12 protein-coding genes and 2 tRNA genes are annotated in these 15,102 nt (G+C 73.1%); 12 read left to right on the top strand and 2 right to left on the bottom strand.

Annotation, left to right across the window (positions count from 1 at the left end):
• Nucleotides 1–204 precede the first annotated feature (204 nt).
• The 5 genes from ABT085_RS08340 to ABT085_RS08320 all read left to right on the top strand — a co-directional run bounded on the left by ABT085_RS08340 (nucleotide 205) and on the right by ABT085_RS08320 (nucleotide 5,358).
• Nucleotides 205–1,173: a bifunctional MaoC family dehydratase N-terminal/OB-fold nucleic acid binding domain-containing protein gene (locus ABT085_RS08340; protein WP_351603513.1), complete on the top strand. Its 969-nt coding sequence runs from the start codon at nucleotides 205–207 to the stop codon at nucleotides 1,171–1,173.
• Between the two features lie 17 nt (nucleotides 1,174–1,190).
• Nucleotides 1,191–1,607 carry a MaoC family dehydratase gene (locus ABT085_RS08335; protein WP_351603525.1) on the top strand — a complete coding sequence of 139 codons (417 nt, stop codon included), beginning with the start codon at nucleotides 1,191–1,193 and terminating at the stop codon, nucleotides 1,605–1,607.
• A complete protein-coding gene (locus ABT085_RS08330; RefSeq protein ID WP_351603511.1) occupies nucleotides 1,604–2,770 on the top strand; it encodes a lipid-transfer protein in 1,167 nt (388 codons plus the stop codon). Before ABT085_RS08335 ends, ABT085_RS08330 begins: the two co-directional genes overlap by 4 nt.
• Before the next feature lie 147 nt (nucleotides 2,771–2,917).
• Nucleotides 2,918–3,514 carry a SigE family RNA polymerase sigma factor gene (locus ABT085_RS08325; RefSeq protein WP_351603509.1) on the top strand — a complete coding sequence of 199 codons (597 nt, stop codon included), beginning with the start codon at nucleotides 2,918–2,920 and terminating at the stop codon, nucleotides 3,512–3,514.
• A gap of 185 nt (nucleotides 3,515–3,699) precedes the next feature.
• On the top strand, nucleotides 3,700–5,358 hold the full coding sequence (locus ABT085_RS08320) for a long-chain fatty acid--CoA ligase (RefSeq protein WP_351603507.1): 1,659 nt from the start codon (nucleotides 3,700–3,702) through the stop codon (nucleotides 5,356–5,358).
• 185 nt (nucleotides 5,359–5,543) lie between these two features.
• On the opposite strand, the gene ABT085_RS08315 is transcribed toward ABT085_RS08320, so the two are convergent.
• Complete coding sequence (locus tag ABT085_RS08315) at nucleotides 5,544–9,689, bottom strand: PAS domain-containing protein (protein WP_351603505.1); 4,146 nt, start codon at nucleotides 9,687–9,689, stop codon at nucleotides 5,544–5,546.
• Between the two features lie 265 nt (nucleotides 9,690–9,954).
• On the bottom strand, nucleotides 9,955–10,482 hold the full coding sequence (locus ABT085_RS08310) for an SSI family serine proteinase inhibitor (protein WP_351603503.1): 528 nt from the start codon (nucleotides 10,480–10,482) through the stop codon (nucleotides 9,955–9,957).
• Nucleotides 10,483–10,651: 169 nt separating this feature from the next.
• Between ABT085_RS08310 and ABT085_RS08305 the strand changes: the two genes are divergently transcribed.
• The 7 genes from ABT085_RS08305 (at nucleotide 10,652) to ABT085_RS08275 (ending at nucleotide 15,037) form a co-directional block, all read left to right on the top strand.
• Nucleotides 10,652–10,742 (top strand) — tRNA-Ser (locus ABT085_RS08305).
• 258 nt (nucleotides 10,743–11,000) lie between these two features.
• Nucleotides 11,001–11,073: transfer RNA gene (locus ABT085_RS08300), tRNA-Arg, on the top strand.
• Between the two features lie 161 nt (nucleotides 11,074–11,234).
• Nucleotides 11,235–11,657: a DUF6234 family protein gene (locus ABT085_RS08295; protein WP_351603499.1), complete on the top strand. Its 423-nt coding sequence runs from the start codon at nucleotides 11,235–11,237 to the stop codon at nucleotides 11,655–11,657.
• 342 nt (nucleotides 11,658–11,999) lie between these two features.
• Entirely contained in the window at nucleotides 12,000–12,689 is a 690-nt protein-coding gene (locus tag ABT085_RS08290; RefSeq protein WP_351603497.1) for a TNT domain-containing protein, read from the top strand.
• Between the two features lie 70 nt (nucleotides 12,690–12,759).
• Complete coding sequence (locus ABT085_RS08285) at nucleotides 12,760–13,113, top strand: hypothetical protein (protein ID WP_351603495.1); 354 nt, start codon at nucleotides 12,760–12,762, stop codon at nucleotides 13,111–13,113.
• 69 nt (nucleotides 13,114–13,182) lie between these two features.
• Nucleotides 13,183–14,070 (top strand): DUF2797 domain-containing protein, encoded by an 888-nt coding sequence (locus ABT085_RS08280; RefSeq protein WP_351603493.1) that lies wholly within the window; start codon nucleotides 13,183–13,185, stop codon nucleotides 14,068–14,070.
• 229 nt (nucleotides 14,071–14,299) lie between these two features.
• The gene (locus tag ABT085_RS08275; protein WP_351603491.1) at nucleotides 14,300–15,037 is read left to right on the top strand and encodes a response regulator transcription factor; all 738 of its coding nucleotides are present in this window, start codon (nucleotides 14,300–14,302) and stop codon (nucleotides 15,035–15,037) included.
• Nucleotides 15,038–15,102: the final 65 nt, after the last annotated feature.

Genomic DNA, 15,102 nt, shown 5'->3' with positions numbered 1-15,102 from the left:
GCCCCTCGGGGTCCCTTGCGCGGGCGTTCCATGGGGTGCGACACGACTGTGCGGCGGTGCTTCGGCGCCGCCGCGCGGCCGTTCCCGGCAGGCACCCCCTGCGCCGGCCGGTACCGACTCCTTGACAGTCGACACTATCTGACGGACAGTCAGAAATCTTCGGAGATCGGGGCGCTACGGATCGGCGAGGGGCGGTGGCGGGCGGTGGGCGACGAGTGGGACGAGCGGCTGAAGGCGTACGAGGGACGGGCCGCCGTGGTCGGCGGGGTCGGCAAGGACCCCGTCAACGCGCCGATGATCCGGCACTGGTGCGAGGCGATGGGCGACACCGGTCCGGCGTACCGGGGGCCCGGCGCCGTCGCCCCGGCCACCATGCTCCAGGTGTGGACCATGGGCGGCCTGACCGGGCACGCGGATCAGGCGGATCAGGCGGGTCAGGCGGAGCGGGCCGGACGCGGGGGCCGGACGCAGGCGTACGACGAACTGCTCGCGCTGCTCGACGAGGCGGGCTGCACCTCGGTGGTCGCCACCGACAGCGAGCAGGAGTACCTGCGCCCGCTGCGCCCGGGTGACGAGATCACCTTCGACGTGGTGATCGAGTCGGTGTCGGCACGCAAGACGACCAGCCTGGGCTCCGGGTACTTCGTCACGACCCGGATGGACGTGCGCGCGGGCGCCGAGCTCGCCGGGACCCACCGCTTCCGCATCCTCAAGTACGCGCCCGTACGGCAGCAGCCGAGACCGCCCCGCCCCCGCCCGGTGGTCAACCGCGACAACGCCGGCTTCTGGGAGGGCGTGGCGCGCCACCGGCTGCTCATCCAGCGCTGCACCGGCTGTGCCACCCTGCGCCATCCGTGGCTGCCGGGCTGCAACGCCTGCGGCTGCCCGGACTGGGACACCGTCGAGGCGAGCGGCGCGGGCACGGTGTACTCGTACGTCGTGATGCACCACCCCCGCTTCCCGGCCTTCTCGCCGCCCGAGGGCGGTCCCGGCCCGGCGGGTCCCTACGCGGTCGGGCTGATCGAACTGGCCGAGGGGGTGCGGATGGTCAGCAACGTGATCGGGGTGCCGTACGACAAGGTGCGCATCGGGATGCCGGTGCGGCTCGTGTTCCACACCTACGACGGGGAGTCGGTGCTGCCGGTCTTCCGCGCCGCGGAGGAGGCCGCATGAATCCGCCGCCGGAGGACGTGACGGCCGGGACCCGGCTGCCGCCGCTGGAGATCGAAATCACCCGCACGCTGATCGTCGCCGGGGCCGTCGCCTCCCGCGACTACCAGGACGTGCACCACGATCCCGAACTGGCCCGGGACAAGGGCTCCCCCGACATCTTCATGAACATCCTCACCACCAACGGCCTGGTCGGCAGGTACATCACGGACCACTTCGGCCCCTCGGCCGTGCTCCGCGGGGTGGCCATCCGGCTGGGCGCACCCAACTACCCCGGGGACACGATGGTGCTGACCGGCAGGGTGGAGGAGGTCGACGGCGGCACCGTAACGGTCCGGGTGACCGGGACGAACGGCATCGGCCGCCATGTCACCGGCACGGTCACCCTCACCCTGCCCGCCACGGGTACGACCGACGGCCCGGGAGGCACGGCATGAGCGTGCGCGGGCGGGACGCTCTCGGCGGGCGCGCGGCGATCGTCGGCATCGGGGCCACGGAGTTCTCCAAGGACTCGGGCCGCAGCGAACTGCGGCTGGCCGCGGAGGCGGTGCGGGCGGCCCTGGCGGACGCCGGGCTGACACCGGCCGACGTGGACGGGCTGGTCACCTTCACGATGGACACCAGCCCGGAGATCACGGTCGCCCAGGCCTGCGGGATAGGCGAGCTGTCCTTCTTCTCCCGGGTGCACTACGGCGGCGGAGCGGCCTGCGCGACCGTCCAGCAGGCCGCGCTCGCCGTGGCGGCGGGGGTCGCGGAGGTGGTCGTCTGCTACCGGGCCTTCAACGAGCGCTCGGGGCGCCGCTTCGGCTCGGGGGTCCAGCACCGGGAGCCGTCGGCCGAGGGCGTGGCGCTCGGCTGGGCGCTGCCGTTCGGCCTGCTCACTCCCGCCTCCTGGGTGGCGATGGCGGCCCAGCGCTATCTGCACACGTACGGACTGACTCCGGAGGCCTTCGGACAGGTGGCCGTGGTGGACCGCGAGTACGCCGCGACCAACCCGGCGGCGTACTTCCACGGCAGGCCCATCACCCTCGCCGACCACGCCGCCTCCCGGTGGATCGTCGAGCCGCTGCGCCTGCTGGACTGCTGCCAGGAGACGGACGGCGGGCAGGCCCTCGTCGTCACCTCGGTGGAGCGGGCCCGCGATCTGCCGCACCCGCCGACCGTCGTCGCGGCGGCCGCGCAGGGCGCCGGCCGCGCCCAGGAGCAGATGACCAGCTTCTACCGCGACGACCTGACGGGGCTGCCGGAGATGGGCGTGGTGGCCCGCCAGCTGTGGCGGACGTCCGGACTCGGTCCCGCCGACATCGACGTGGGCATCCTGTACGACCACTTCACCCCGTTCGTGCTGATGCAGCTGGAGGAGTTCGGCTTCTGCGCGCGGGGGGAGGCCGCGGACTTCGTGGCCGGGCGGCGGCTGCCGCTCAACACCCACGGCGGGCAGCTCGGAGAGGCCTACCTCCACGGGATGAACGGCATCGCGGAAGCCGTACGCCAGCTGCGCGGCACGGCCGTGAACCGGGTACCCGGCGCCCGCCGGGCCCTGGTGACCGCGGGCACCGGGGTGCCGACGTCGGCGCTGGTCCTGGCCGCGGACGGCTGAGCCCCCAGGGGTCATCCCGCAGTGGACCCCGGGCGCGGCTCCACCTTCAGGAGGTGGGGCCGGCCCCACCCCTACAACCTGAGGCGGACACCCCTTCGGGACCTGCGGCCGATCCGCCCGGGCGCGGGTCGCTCATAGCGTGGAGCCATGACCACACCCGTCTGCACCAGCGCTTCCACCGCCGCTGCTCCACCGAGGCAGACCCGCCCGCAGTCCCGGCTGCGTCCGGCCGTCGGGACCCCGGTCTACCCGTCGTTCTCGTCGTACGTACGGGCCCGTCAGCCGGTGCTGCTGCGGACCGCCCGGTCGCTGACCGCGAACCCGAGCGACGCCGAGGACCTGCTGCAGACCGCGCTCACCAAGACGTACGCCGCCTGGGAGCGGATCGAGGACCACCGGGCGCTCGACGGCTATGTGCGCCGGGCGCTGGTGAACACCCGTACCTCGCAGTGGCGCAAGCGCAAGGTCGACGAGTTCTCGTGCGAGGAGCTGCCCGAGCCGGAGCCCGTGCCCGGCGGGGGAGACGACCCGGCCGAGCGGCAGGCGCTGCACGACGCGATGTGGCGGGCGATCATGAAGCTGCCCGACCGGCAGCGGGCGATGGTCGTCCTGCGGTACTACGAGGATCTGAGCGAGGTCCAGACGGCCGAGGTGCTCGGGGTCTCGGTCGGCACGGTGAAGTCGGCGGTCTCGCGGGCCCTCGGCAGGCTGCGCGAGGATCCCGAACTCGGGCTCGTGCGCTAGCGATCCGGTCTGTGGAGGTCCGGCGGAGGCCGGGCGGAGGTCCAACGGAGGCCTGGGGAAGGCGTCGAGGCACCGAGTGACGTGATCGATCAACCGGGCCTAGTGACATACCGCGTGGTATGTGCGCAGAATCAGCGCAACCTTTACCACCGCCACCGCCAGGCAATGTTGCCGAGGAGGACGCCGTGCTGAGCACCATGCAGGACGTACCGCTGCTGATCTCGAGGATCCTGACCCATGGGTCGACGATCCACGGCTCCTCGCAGGTGATCACCTGGACCGGTGAGGAGCGGCCCGAGCGCCGCTCCTACGCCGAGGTCGGCGCCCGTGCGGCCCAGCTGGCGCACGCCCTGCGCGACGACCTCGGAGTGGCGGGCGACGATCGTGTGGCCACGCTCATGTGGAACAACGCCGATCACGTCGAGGCGTACTTCGCGATCCCCTCCATGGGCGCGGTCCTGCACACCCTCAACCTCCGGCTGCCCGCCGAGCAGCTGGCCTGGATCGTGAACCACGCGGCCGACAAGGTCGTGATCGCCAACGGTTCGCTGCTGCCCCTGCTGGCCCCGCTCCTGCCGCACCTCGGGACGCTCGAGCACGTCGTCGTCTCCGGACCGGGCGACCGCACCCTGCTCGCGGGCGCGACCTCCGTCCAGGTGCACGAGTACGAGGACCTGATCGCCGGGAAGCCGACCACGTACGACTGGCCGGAACTGGACGAACGCCGGGCGGCCGCCATGTGCTACACCTCCGGTACCACCGGCGACCCCAAGGGCGTGGTGTACAGCCACCGCTCGATCTACCTGCACTCCATGCAGGTCAACATGACCCAGTCCATGGGCCTGACTGACGAGGACACCTCGCTGGTCGTGGTCCCGCAGTTCCACGTCAACGCCTGGGGTCTGCCGCACGCGACCTTCATGACCGGCGTCAACATGCTGATGCCGGACCGGTTCCTTCAGCCCGCGCCGCTCGCCGAGATGATCGAGTCCGAGCGCCCGACCCATGCCGCCGCCGTGCCCACCATCTGGCAGGGCCTGCTCGGCGAGCTGACCGCCAGGCCCCGTGACGTCAGCTCCCTCACCCAGGTGACCATCGGCGGCGCCGCCTGTCCGCCCTCCCTCATGAAGGCCTTCGACGAGCTGGGCATGCGGGTCTGCCACGCCTGGGGCATGACGGAGACCTCCCCGCTCGGCACGGTCGCCCGTCCCCCGGCCCACGCGGTCGGTACGCCGCAGGAGTTCGCCTACCGGATCACGCAGGGCCGCTTCCCGGCGAGCGTCGAGGCCCGGCTGACCGGTCCCGCCGGCGAACACCTCCCCTGGGACGGGGAGTCCGCGGGCGAGCTGGAGGTGCGCGGTCCCTGGATCGCCGGCGCCTACTACAACGGCCCGGACGCCGAACCCCTGCGCCCCGACGACAAGTTCAGCGCGGACGGCTGGCTGAAGACGGGCGACGTCGGCACCATCAGCCCGGACGGCTTCCTCACCCTCACCGACCGGGCCAAGGACGTCATCAAGTCCGGCGGCGAGTGGATCTCCTCGGTCGACCTGGAGAACGCCCTGATGTCCCACCCGGACGTCGCCGAGGCGGCCGTCGTCGCCGTCCCCGACGACAAGTGGGGCGAGCGCCCGCTGGCCACCGTGGTGCTGAAGGCGGGCTCGGCCGTCGACTTCGACACCCTGCGCGGCTTCCTCGCCGCCGAGGCCGGGATCGCCAAGTGGCAGCTTCCCGAGCGCTGGACGCTGATCGAGGCGGTGCCCAAGACCAGCGTGGGCAAGTTCGACAAGAAGGTGCTGCGCCGGCAGTACGCGGACGGCGAGCTGGACGTCACCAGGCTCTGACCGCCGGCCGCCGCAGCGGCGTCACGTGACCGTCGCGCAGCCGAAGGCCCCGCCCCGCGGCACCGGTCCACCGGTGTGCGCGAGGCGGGGCCTTCAGCGTGCGACGCGCCCGACGGGCCCGCGGTGGCTCACGCCGTCCGGCGGCGACGGGCCCGCGCCGGACGGCACCGGCCGTCCGGCCGGGCTCAGTTGGTGCCGATGCGGGCCAGCAGGTCCACGATCCGGCCCTGCACCTCGTCGCTGGTGGACCGCTCCGCGAGGAACAGCACCGTCTCGCCCGACGCGAGGCGCGGCAGGTCGGCCTGGCCCACGGCGGCCGTGTAGACCACGAGCGGGGTGCGGTTGAGCTGCCCGTTCGACCGCAGCCAGTCCACGATCCCGGCCTGGCGCCGGTGCACCTGGAGCAGGTCCATCACGACCAGGTTCGGCCGGAAGTGACCCGCCAGCGCCACCGCGTCCGCGTCGCTCGCCGCCCGCGCGACCTGCATCCCGCGCCGCTCCAGCGTCGAGGTCAGCGCCAGCGCGATCTCCGCGTGCTCCTCGACGAGCAGGACCCGCGGCGGGTGCTGCTCGCTGTCGCGGGGCGCGAGCGCCTTCAGCAGTACGGCGGGATCGGCGCCGTACGCCTCCTCGCGCGTCGCCTGCCCGAGTCCCGCGGTGACCAGCACCGGCACCTCGGCGGCCACGGCCGCCTGCCGCAGCGACTGCAGGGCCGTACGCGTGATCGGTCCGGTCAGCGGGTCGACGAACAGCGCCGCGGGGAACGCGGCGATCTGCGCGTCCACCTCCTCGCGCGAGTTCACGATCACGGGCCGGTAGCCGCGGTCGCTCAGCGCCTTCTGGGTGGCGGCGTCCGGGGCCGGCCAGACGAGCAGCCGGCGCGGGTTGTCCAGCGGCTCCGGCGGCAGCTCGTCGTCCATCGGCTGCGGCCGCGGCATGTCCGCGATCTCCACCGCGCCGCCCGGACCGTCCAGCGGCTCGGGCCCTTCGGCGGCGTTCTCGTCCGGTGCTCCTATGGCGTACGACCGTCCGGCACCCTCGGTGTTCGGCGCGAGCCGGGACTGTCCCGCGAGCGACGGCTGCGCGACCGCGGGCTGCGGCGCGGCGGCCTTGGGCGCGGGAGCCTGCGGCGCGGCCGCCCGGGTCGCGACGGGCTGCTCGGCACCCGGCTGCGGCCGGCCGGGCTGCTCCGGACGCGTGGCCGGGTCGGGCGGGGTGCCCAGCTTGCGGCGCCGGCCGGAGGCGTTCGGCCCGTGCGGGGGCGGTGTGGCGGTCGCCGACGGCTGCTGCACCTGCGCGGCCTGCCGGGTGAACGGCACACCCTGGCCCAGCGTCCGCACGCTGAACGCGCGTCCCTGGGTGGAGTTCGGGTCCACGGCTGCCGCCGCCTGCGCGGCCTCGGCCGGCAACGGCTGTGCCGCGCGCGGCTGCACGGGCGCGTTCTCGGGCGGCAGCGGGGTGCCGGCCGCCGGGGTGGCGGACGCGACGTGGTGCTGGGCGGCCGGAACCTGAGCCGGGATCTGCACCGCGGAGGCGGCGGAGGCCGTCTCCGCGGGCAGCGGCTGGGCGGGAACGCCCTGGGCCGGAACCGGCTGCGGGGCGCCCGGCTGCGGCGGGGCCGACTGCTGGGGAACCTGCGGAACCAGTTGCGGCACGCCACCCGTCACCGCGGCCGCGTCCGCCGGCTGGCCGGCGGCCCGGCGACGGCGCCCGGTCGGCGCGGTCGTGGGGTGCGGCTGAGGCGGGGTGTGGTCCTCGGCGTGGTCGTGGGGCGCGGTGTCGGGCCGGCCGTGGGCGACGGACGCGTCACCCGCGGGAACCGGTCCCGAGGGAAGCGGCAGGGGGCCCGGCGACGGCACGGGCACGGGCGCCTGGGCGAGCGCCGGTACCGGCCCCGCCTGGGCTCCTTGCGCCGCCCCGTCGGTGGCGCGGTCCGCCTCGGCGGGCGGGAGCGCGAAGACCGCGCGCGGGGCGGCCTCCTGCTGGCTGGCGCGTTCGGCCGCGGCGGCCAGGGCACGGCGGCGCCGCCCGCCGGTCTCCTCGTCGCCGTCCGCTTCGTCCTCGTGGTCCGTGGCGACGGCCGCGGGGAGGGCGGGCGGCAGCGCGTGCTGCTCGTCGGCGCCGCGCCGGGCACGCCGTCCGGCGGGCGCGGACACGCCCTGCGCCGGAACGGTCCCGCCGACGGGCACGCCCTGCGGCGGAACGGTCCCGCCCAGTCCGGTGCCCGCGGCGGCGGTCCCCGCGGCGTTCTCGTCGGCCATGACGACGGCACCCTCGGCCGCGTCCTGACCCGCGGCCGCGGTCTCGGCGGGCCGTCCCCGACGCCGTCCCGTCCCGCCGGAGACCTCCCCGGCCTCGACGGGCGCGGCCACCGGCTCCTCTGCGGCGGCCGCCGCCCGCCTGCGCCTGCGTCCGGGCGGCGACCCGGTCTCCGCCTCGCCGGCACCGGACTCGCCCGGCACCTCGCTCTCCAGGAAGGCGTCCACGGAGGACCGGCGGGCCCGCCGCCCGCGCCCGCCGCCGGAGCCCTGGGCGGACCCGTTGCCGTCGTTGCCGAGGTCGGCGCCGGCCGGGGCCTCCAAGGCGTAGGAGGTCGGTCCGGCCGGGCCTTCCAGGGCATAGGGGGCCGGCGCCTGGGCGAGCTCCAGGGCCTGGGAGGGCACCGTCCCCGCCCCGTCCCCGAGCGGCACCTCCAGGACGTACGCGCTGCCGCTCATGCCCGGCACCTCGTGCGTCTGGAGCACACCGCCGTGGGCGCGCACGATCCCGCGCACGATCGGCTCGTGCACCGGGTCGCCCCCGGCGTACGGGCCGCGCACCTCGATCCGTACGACCTCGCCGCGCTGCGCCGCCGCCACGACGACGGTGTTGTCCATGTAACCGCCCGCCGACACCGGCGCGTTGCCGGTGGCGTCGACGCCCGCGACGTCCGCGACGAGATGCGCGAGCGCGGTCGCCAGCAGCCGCGCGTCGACCTCGGCCTCGATCGGCGGCGCGTGCACGGCGAACTGCACCCGGCCGGGCCCGATCAGCTCCACGGCCCCGTCGACACCGGCGGTGACGACGGCGTCGAGCATGACGTTCGTGCGGTTGACGGTCTGGGTGCCGGCGTCGAGCAGCTGGTAGCCGAGGACGTTGTCGATGAGGGTGGTGATACGCGAGTAGCCCGCCGACAGATGGTGGAGCACCTGGTTGGCCTCGGGCCACAGCTGCCCGGCGTCGTCCGCGGCGAGCGCGGCCAGCTCCCGGCGCAGCTCGTCCAGCGGTCCGCGCAGCGACCGGCCCAGCAGGGTGAGCAGCTGGTCGTGACGCGCGGCGAGCGCCTCGTAGCGGTCCTTCTCCCGCTCGCCGAGCGCGGCGTAGCGCTCCTCGTTCGCCGCGAGCTCCTCCTCGTGCCGCTCGGTCAGCTCCTCCAGCTCGGCGACGTGCTTCTGGCGCAGGGCGGTCAGGTCGGAGGCGTGTTCCTCGGAGAGCCGCTCCAGCTCCTCGGCGTGCTGCTTGTCGGAAGTCTCCTTCTCCTCGGCGAGCAGGTCGTACTGCCGCCGGTCGTTGAAGGTCATCACCGCGCCGACGAGCTGGTCGCCGTCGCGCACCGGCGCCGTGGTCAGGTCGACCGAGACCTTGTCGTCGGTCTTGGACCACAGCACCTGCCCGCGCACCCGGTGCTTGCGCCCGGAGCGCAGGGTGTCGGCGAGCGGCGACTCGTCGTACGCGAAGTGCGAGCCGTCGGCGCGCGAGTGCAGCACGAGGTCGTGCAGCTTCTTGCCGCCGAGGTCGCTGGCCCGGTAGCCCAGGATCTGGGCGGCGGCCGGGTTCACCAGGACGATGCGGCCGTCGGTGTCCGTGCCCACCACGCCCTCGGACGCGGCCCGCAGGATCATCTCGGTCTGCCGCTGCGAACGGGCCAGCTCGGCCTCGGTGTCGACGGTGCCGGAAAGATCGCGTACGACGAGCATCAGCAGCTCGTCGCCCGTGTAGCCCTGGCCGTCGTAGGCCTGCTGGCCGTTCTCCAGGTTGGCGCTGGTGACCTCGACGGGGAACTCGGCCCCGTCCGTCCGCCTGGCGATCATGCGGGTCGGCTTGGTCCGCCCGGCCGGGTCCATGTGGTCGGGCCGCCGCATGGAGCCCGGGATCAGCTTGGAGTCGAACTGCGGCAGCAGATCGAGCAGCCCGCGCCCGACGAGGGCGGTGCCCGGAGACTCGAAGGCCTCCAGGGCGATGGTGTTTGCGTTGACGACCGTCCCGTTCGCGTTGACCAGCACCAACGCATCGGGCAGCGCGTCCAGTATGGCTGCGAGGCGAGCAGCGCCTCGGGATGGCCTGCTGCTCACGAGACGCTTCCTCCCTGTTACCGCACCTTGCCGACCGCCCGGGCCATATTGCCAACCTGCCCGCGACGTGTCACGCGAGGGATTCTAAGGGCTCGGATCGCTCCCGCGGCGCCGGATGAGAGGGAGCTCGCACGACCAAGTGACACGGAGGGCTTGATCGGGCTCCCCGGCTGCGCGGGACCTTCGCGGGACCTCTACGGGACCGTTGCCTTCGCCGGGAGGCCCCTGTGCGGGACCTTCCCCGCCCCTGACCTCCCGCGAGCCGCTATCGGCGCAGGTCGGGAAGCAACGGTACGAACCGGTCCCAGCGGGCGATCCGGCACCCGTCGCCGCGGTCGAAGGTCGCGTCGACGGGCCGTCCGGCCCAGGTCCCGGTGACCCGGGCCGTGGCCGGGCCGCCGTACTGCAGGGTGCAGATGCTGTCCCCGGGCACGGGTGCGAAGGTCTCGGTGCCCCAGCGGGTGTTGCGCTCCACCGCCAGACAGGCGTCCTGCGGGTCGGGGTGACTGCCGCCGTCCGGGTGACAGCGCAGTTCGTACGTCCCGTCCGCGGCGCCGCCCGCGCCGCGGACGGTGACGGTGAGGCGGTCGCCGTCCGCCCGGTCCTCGTCGCGCAGGGGCGGCGGCATGATCCGGGCGCTCACGGCCGCGACCGGGGCGCTCCCGGCGTAGGCGGCCGTGGGCGCGGCGGACAGCGAGCCGGCTGCGGCGAGGCAGGCGGTGGCGAGGGAGGCGGTGGCGAGGGAGGCGGTGGCGGCGAGCCGGCGCAGAGGGCCGGAGGTGACCTGCGACATGACCTGACTAACGCGGTACGAGGTGCCACGTTGCGCGTCCGCCGCACCGGGGGGTAAGCCTTTGCCCTACGGCGTCCCCGCCTAGTACCGTGGAGGCCGATTGGTGACGCGGCCGTCGTCTGTGTCATCATCTGCACGCACCACTCGCGCTCGCGTGAGCGGTTGTGCTGGAGGCGTCGCCTAGTCCGGTCTATGGCGCCGCACTGCTAATGCGGTTTGGGCCTTAAAGCCCATCGAGGGTTCAAATCCCTCCGCCTCCGCGCGATGACGAAGCCCCGGTCCACTGGACCGGGGCTTCGTCGTTCTCCCGACGGATCTCCGGCGGATTTCCTGGCTGTTCCCCGTGACTCCCGTGCGGTCCCCGGGTGGCTCCAGGATCGCCCCAAAAGACGTTTGCGCAGGTCACAAGGGGTGCGGCTAACGGATTTCACATGTCGGCGGCAGTCATGTAATGTTCTTCCTGTCGCCGCGAGCGGGCCGGAAGGGCCGGGAGCGAAGACAGAAACAACAAAAGACAAGCACTCGTAGCTTAACGGATAGAGCATCTGACTACGGATCAGAAGGTTGCAGGTTCGAATCCTGCCGAGTGCACATCGGACCAGAGGCCCCGCGGAGTGATCCGCGGGGCCTCTGGCTTTTGCGTTGACGGCAGTGGTTGACGGCAACCGCTCCGAAGGGCCGGCGCGGGACCGGTGCCGAGCTGAGTACCCGTACTCATGTGCCGTCTTGCGCGTGTGGGCAAGGTGGCGGGTATGGATTTACCCGTTGCCCCTCCGGCCTTCGACGCCACCACCGGCCCCCGGCAGCGGCGCGGTGCGGACCGCGGTGCCGACATCGCAGCCGGGTGCGGTCTCGTGCTCCTGGAGCTGATCGCCCTGGCGGTGATCTTCGGACTCTGGTTCCTCTCCGGTTTCCATCTCGACCCGCAGGAGACCGTCACGACCGACTCCTTGTGGGGCTATCTGGCCGCCGCCGGCGGGGTCGGAGCCGTCGCCGTCGCGGCGGCCGTGACAGCCGCGCGGGTCGACGCCGTCGTGACGGTTGTCGCCCAGGCCGTGATGGCCGTTTTGATCTTGATGATTGTCCTGGGCGGGGGTGAGGTCCAGTCCCACCAGGACCAGTTGTGCCACGACGTACCGTCAGCGGTCGGCTGCAAGGGCAGTGACCGGAACTGAGGAGCGGGCCGCCGAGGAGCAGCAGGCTGCCGATCGCGTCCACTGGGCCGAGGCGGGGCCCCGGGGACGAAGATCCAAAAGAGGCCGTCCAGCCCGTGCCGCCGTTCAGGTGGCCGGGCGTTTTCGGGGGCGGGTGTCGCGCGGGCGGACGGGTCCGGTCTTCGGCTGATCGGGCTTGTCCTTTCATCTGTGCGGGTGACTGACCGCCGGGCCTTCGCCCCTCGTGCACCCGGCGCGCGTCAACTGGGCCCTGTCACACGACGAGGCCGGCGGCCGGTCACCACGACCGGCCGCCCGCCCCCGGACGGCGCCTGGCCGGCGCCGGAAGAGAAGGGACACCGGATGCGCGTACTGCGCGCCTTCCTGGGGAGCGGCATCGCGTCGCTCCTCCTGCTGATCGGCATCTCGCCGGCCACGGCCTACACGGACACCGCCCGTGTGGGGACCGGGGTCCACTGCCCGACCGAGCACCGCAGCCGCGGGACCAACTCCGCACCCACCACGCAGTTCGGGCCCTACTTCCGCGACGACTGGCGGCTGGGGCCGACGGTTCTACCGCGGACGGGTGCGCTCGGCCAGATGCTGAGGGGTTACCGCCGCACGGACCACGTCTCCTCGTACTGGTTCCTCGGGTGCTACTGGCAGACGGATCCGCAGACCGGGAAGTCCGGCTGGTGGTACCCGGACAACAACGGCTTCGTGCTGAGGAACGGCAAACCGGTCGAGCATCTGACGACGCTCCGCAAGGGCCGGCTGGTCGACATCTTCGGCAGCGGCTTCGGCAACTTCCTCGCCCCCGCGGGCACGCCGTACGCCAAGCGCGCGATCCCGCCGAGCAATCTCGACACCTATGTCGCGGCCTATCCGTTCAGCTATCACCTCTACCGGGTCGTCGATCCGTTCGAGGTCCACGCGGGCCCGATCAGGCCCTGGTTCGGGCAGCCCGGTCTGGGCCTCCAGTACTTCTCCGACCTGACGATCCCCAAGCTCATCGAGGCGAAGAAACTCGAAGAAGTGAACCTGCGCCGATGACATCCCCCGCGAGGTGGCCCTGGACCTGTCCGGCCGGCGGCCGTCCGGGGCAGACGACGGGACGGACCCGATGGACCGTGCGGACCTCGTCGGAAGGCTTCGCGAGGCGGGCGTCCCGGACGCGTTCTACGACATCCCCGGTGTCCACGAGGTGTCCGTCCAGCCGGACGCCTTCTACTTCCTGGAGCGCGAGGCCGACGCCTGGGCCGTAGGGCTGCGCCAGCGTTCCCGGGACAGCGTGATGGAGCGGTTCGCCACCGAGGCGCAGGCGTGCGCGTACCTCTACGACGCCCTCCTCAGGGCGCTCGCACCCCCGCCGGGACCGGCGGAGTCCCTGGACGAGCTCCTCGCCGACCCCGAGGAGATCCAACGGCAGGCCTGGGCGGACTTCGACCGCCGGGACGGGACCTCCGGCGGCGGCTGAGACCGGGGGTGCGGCCCGGACGCCGATGCTCCGGCCGGCTGTCGGTGGCTGCGCCTACGCTCGAAGGCGATGACACAGGCATGGAAGTGCTCGGGACTGCGGTGGTCGGCGGACGGTCCCGTGCTGCGATGGGACGGCGGGCGGTGCAGTGCGCTGTCGTGGGGGAAGCAGGTCGCCTTCCGGATCGTGGACGGGGGTGTGCGGACGTGTGTGGGGGCGCGCGGGCATCCGTGCGCGGCGCGGGCGGTCGTCCCGGGGCGCAGTACGGGAGCCCGGTGCGAGGAGTGTGCGCGGATGGACCGGGCGCACTCCGTGGCCGCCGACACCGTCGCGGACGACCCGCGGCCGTACCACGTCTATCTGGCGTGGTTCGGGCCCGGCATGGTCAAGGTCGGCATCACGGCCCTGGAGCGGGGACCGGCCCGGCTGCTGGAGCAGGGCGCCGTCTGTTTCAGCTGGCTCGGCACCGGGCCGTTGATGGCCGCGCGGCGGGCCGAGGAGCTGCTGCGCGCCGCGCTCGGGGTGCCCGACCGGATCCCGTACGCCGACAAGCGCGCGGTGCGCTCCGAGCTGCCCGGCACGCAGGACGAGCGGGCGGCCGAGATCGTGGCGCTGCACGCCCGGGCGGTGGCGCTCGACGGGTGGCCTGAGTCGCTGACGCGCGAGCCCCTCGACCCCGTCGACCATGTCCGCGTCTTCGGGCTCGCCGGGCTGCCCGCCGCCGGTGCGGCGGTGCGGGAGCTGGTCGCCGGGGGTGTGGTGCGAGGGGAGCTGGTGGCCGCGGCCGGGCCCGATCTGCATCTGGCCGGCGCGTCCGAGGACGGGGCCGTGGTGGTGCTCGACACCCGGCTGATGACCGGGTGGGAGCTCCTCCCGGCGGAGGGTTCCGTACCCGAACTCACCGTGCCGGTACGCAGGTTCCGGCGGGAGCCGGGTGTGCAGGACGGGCTCTTCTGACCCGGGCACGGCGAAGTGGGCGGTACGAGGGCGGAGTTGGATGCTCGGGAGCCCTTTCGGTAAGCGCTCTCCGCTCCGCCGCGGCCGCCCGGCACCGGCTCCGGCACTCCCGGGCCGATGTCAGGCAAGGAATCACCCAAGTCTTCCCTGAGAGGCTCCTGTGAGTTTCTTAGGGAAATCACAGATTAGTGAAAGCGTGCTCTCAGAGGACCCGGACATGGTGTCCACCATGACCACGACCTCGCCCCAGGGGCGCACCGAACTGCTGAGGCCGGACGGGAGCCCCGTCCGCGTGCTTGTGGTGGACGACGAGTTGTCGATCACCGAACTCCTGTCCATGGCCCTGCGTTACGAGGGCTGGCAGATCCGCAGCGCGGGTGACGGGACGGGCGCGATCCAGACCGCCCGCGAGTTCCGGCCGGACGCGGTGGTCCTGGACATGATGCTGCCCGACATGGACGGGCTGACCGTCCTGGGCCGGCTGCGCCGTGAACTGCCCGACGTGCCGGTGCTGTTCCTCACCGCCAAGGATGCGGTCGAGGACCGGATCGCCGGACTCACCGCCGGCGGCGACGACTACGTCACCAAGCCGTTCAGCCTCGAAGAGGTCGTGGCGCGGCTGCGCGGACTGATCCGCCGTTCCGGTGCCGCCGACCGGCGCTCGGACTCCGTGCTCGTCGTCGGCGATCTCACCCTCGACGAGGACAGCCACGAGGTGTCCCGGGCCGGGGACGGCATCCACCTGACCGCCACCGAGTTCGAGCTGCTGCGCTTCCTCATGCGCAATCCCCGTCGCGTGCTCAGCAAGGCCCAGATCCTGGACCGCGTGTGGTCGTACGACTTCGGCGGCCAGGCCAACGTGGTCGAGCTGTACATCTCGTACCTGCGACGCAAGATCGACGCCGGTCGTGAGCCGATGATCCACACCCGGCGCGGTGCCGGGTACCTGATCAAACCGGCCGGCTGAGGTCCGGTGACCGGCGGGCCGTCGGTCCTCGTGCCTGCCGCCCTGTCATGGAGGAGCGCCCCCGG

The organism is Streptomyces sp. NPDC002265, from assembly GCF_040296125.1.
GTDB lineage: Bacteria > Actinomycetota > Actinomycetes > Streptomycetales > Streptomycetaceae > Streptomyces.
The sequence above is the reverse complement of the archived record's forward strand: the minus strand, read 5'-3'. Positions and strand labels throughout refer to the sequence as shown.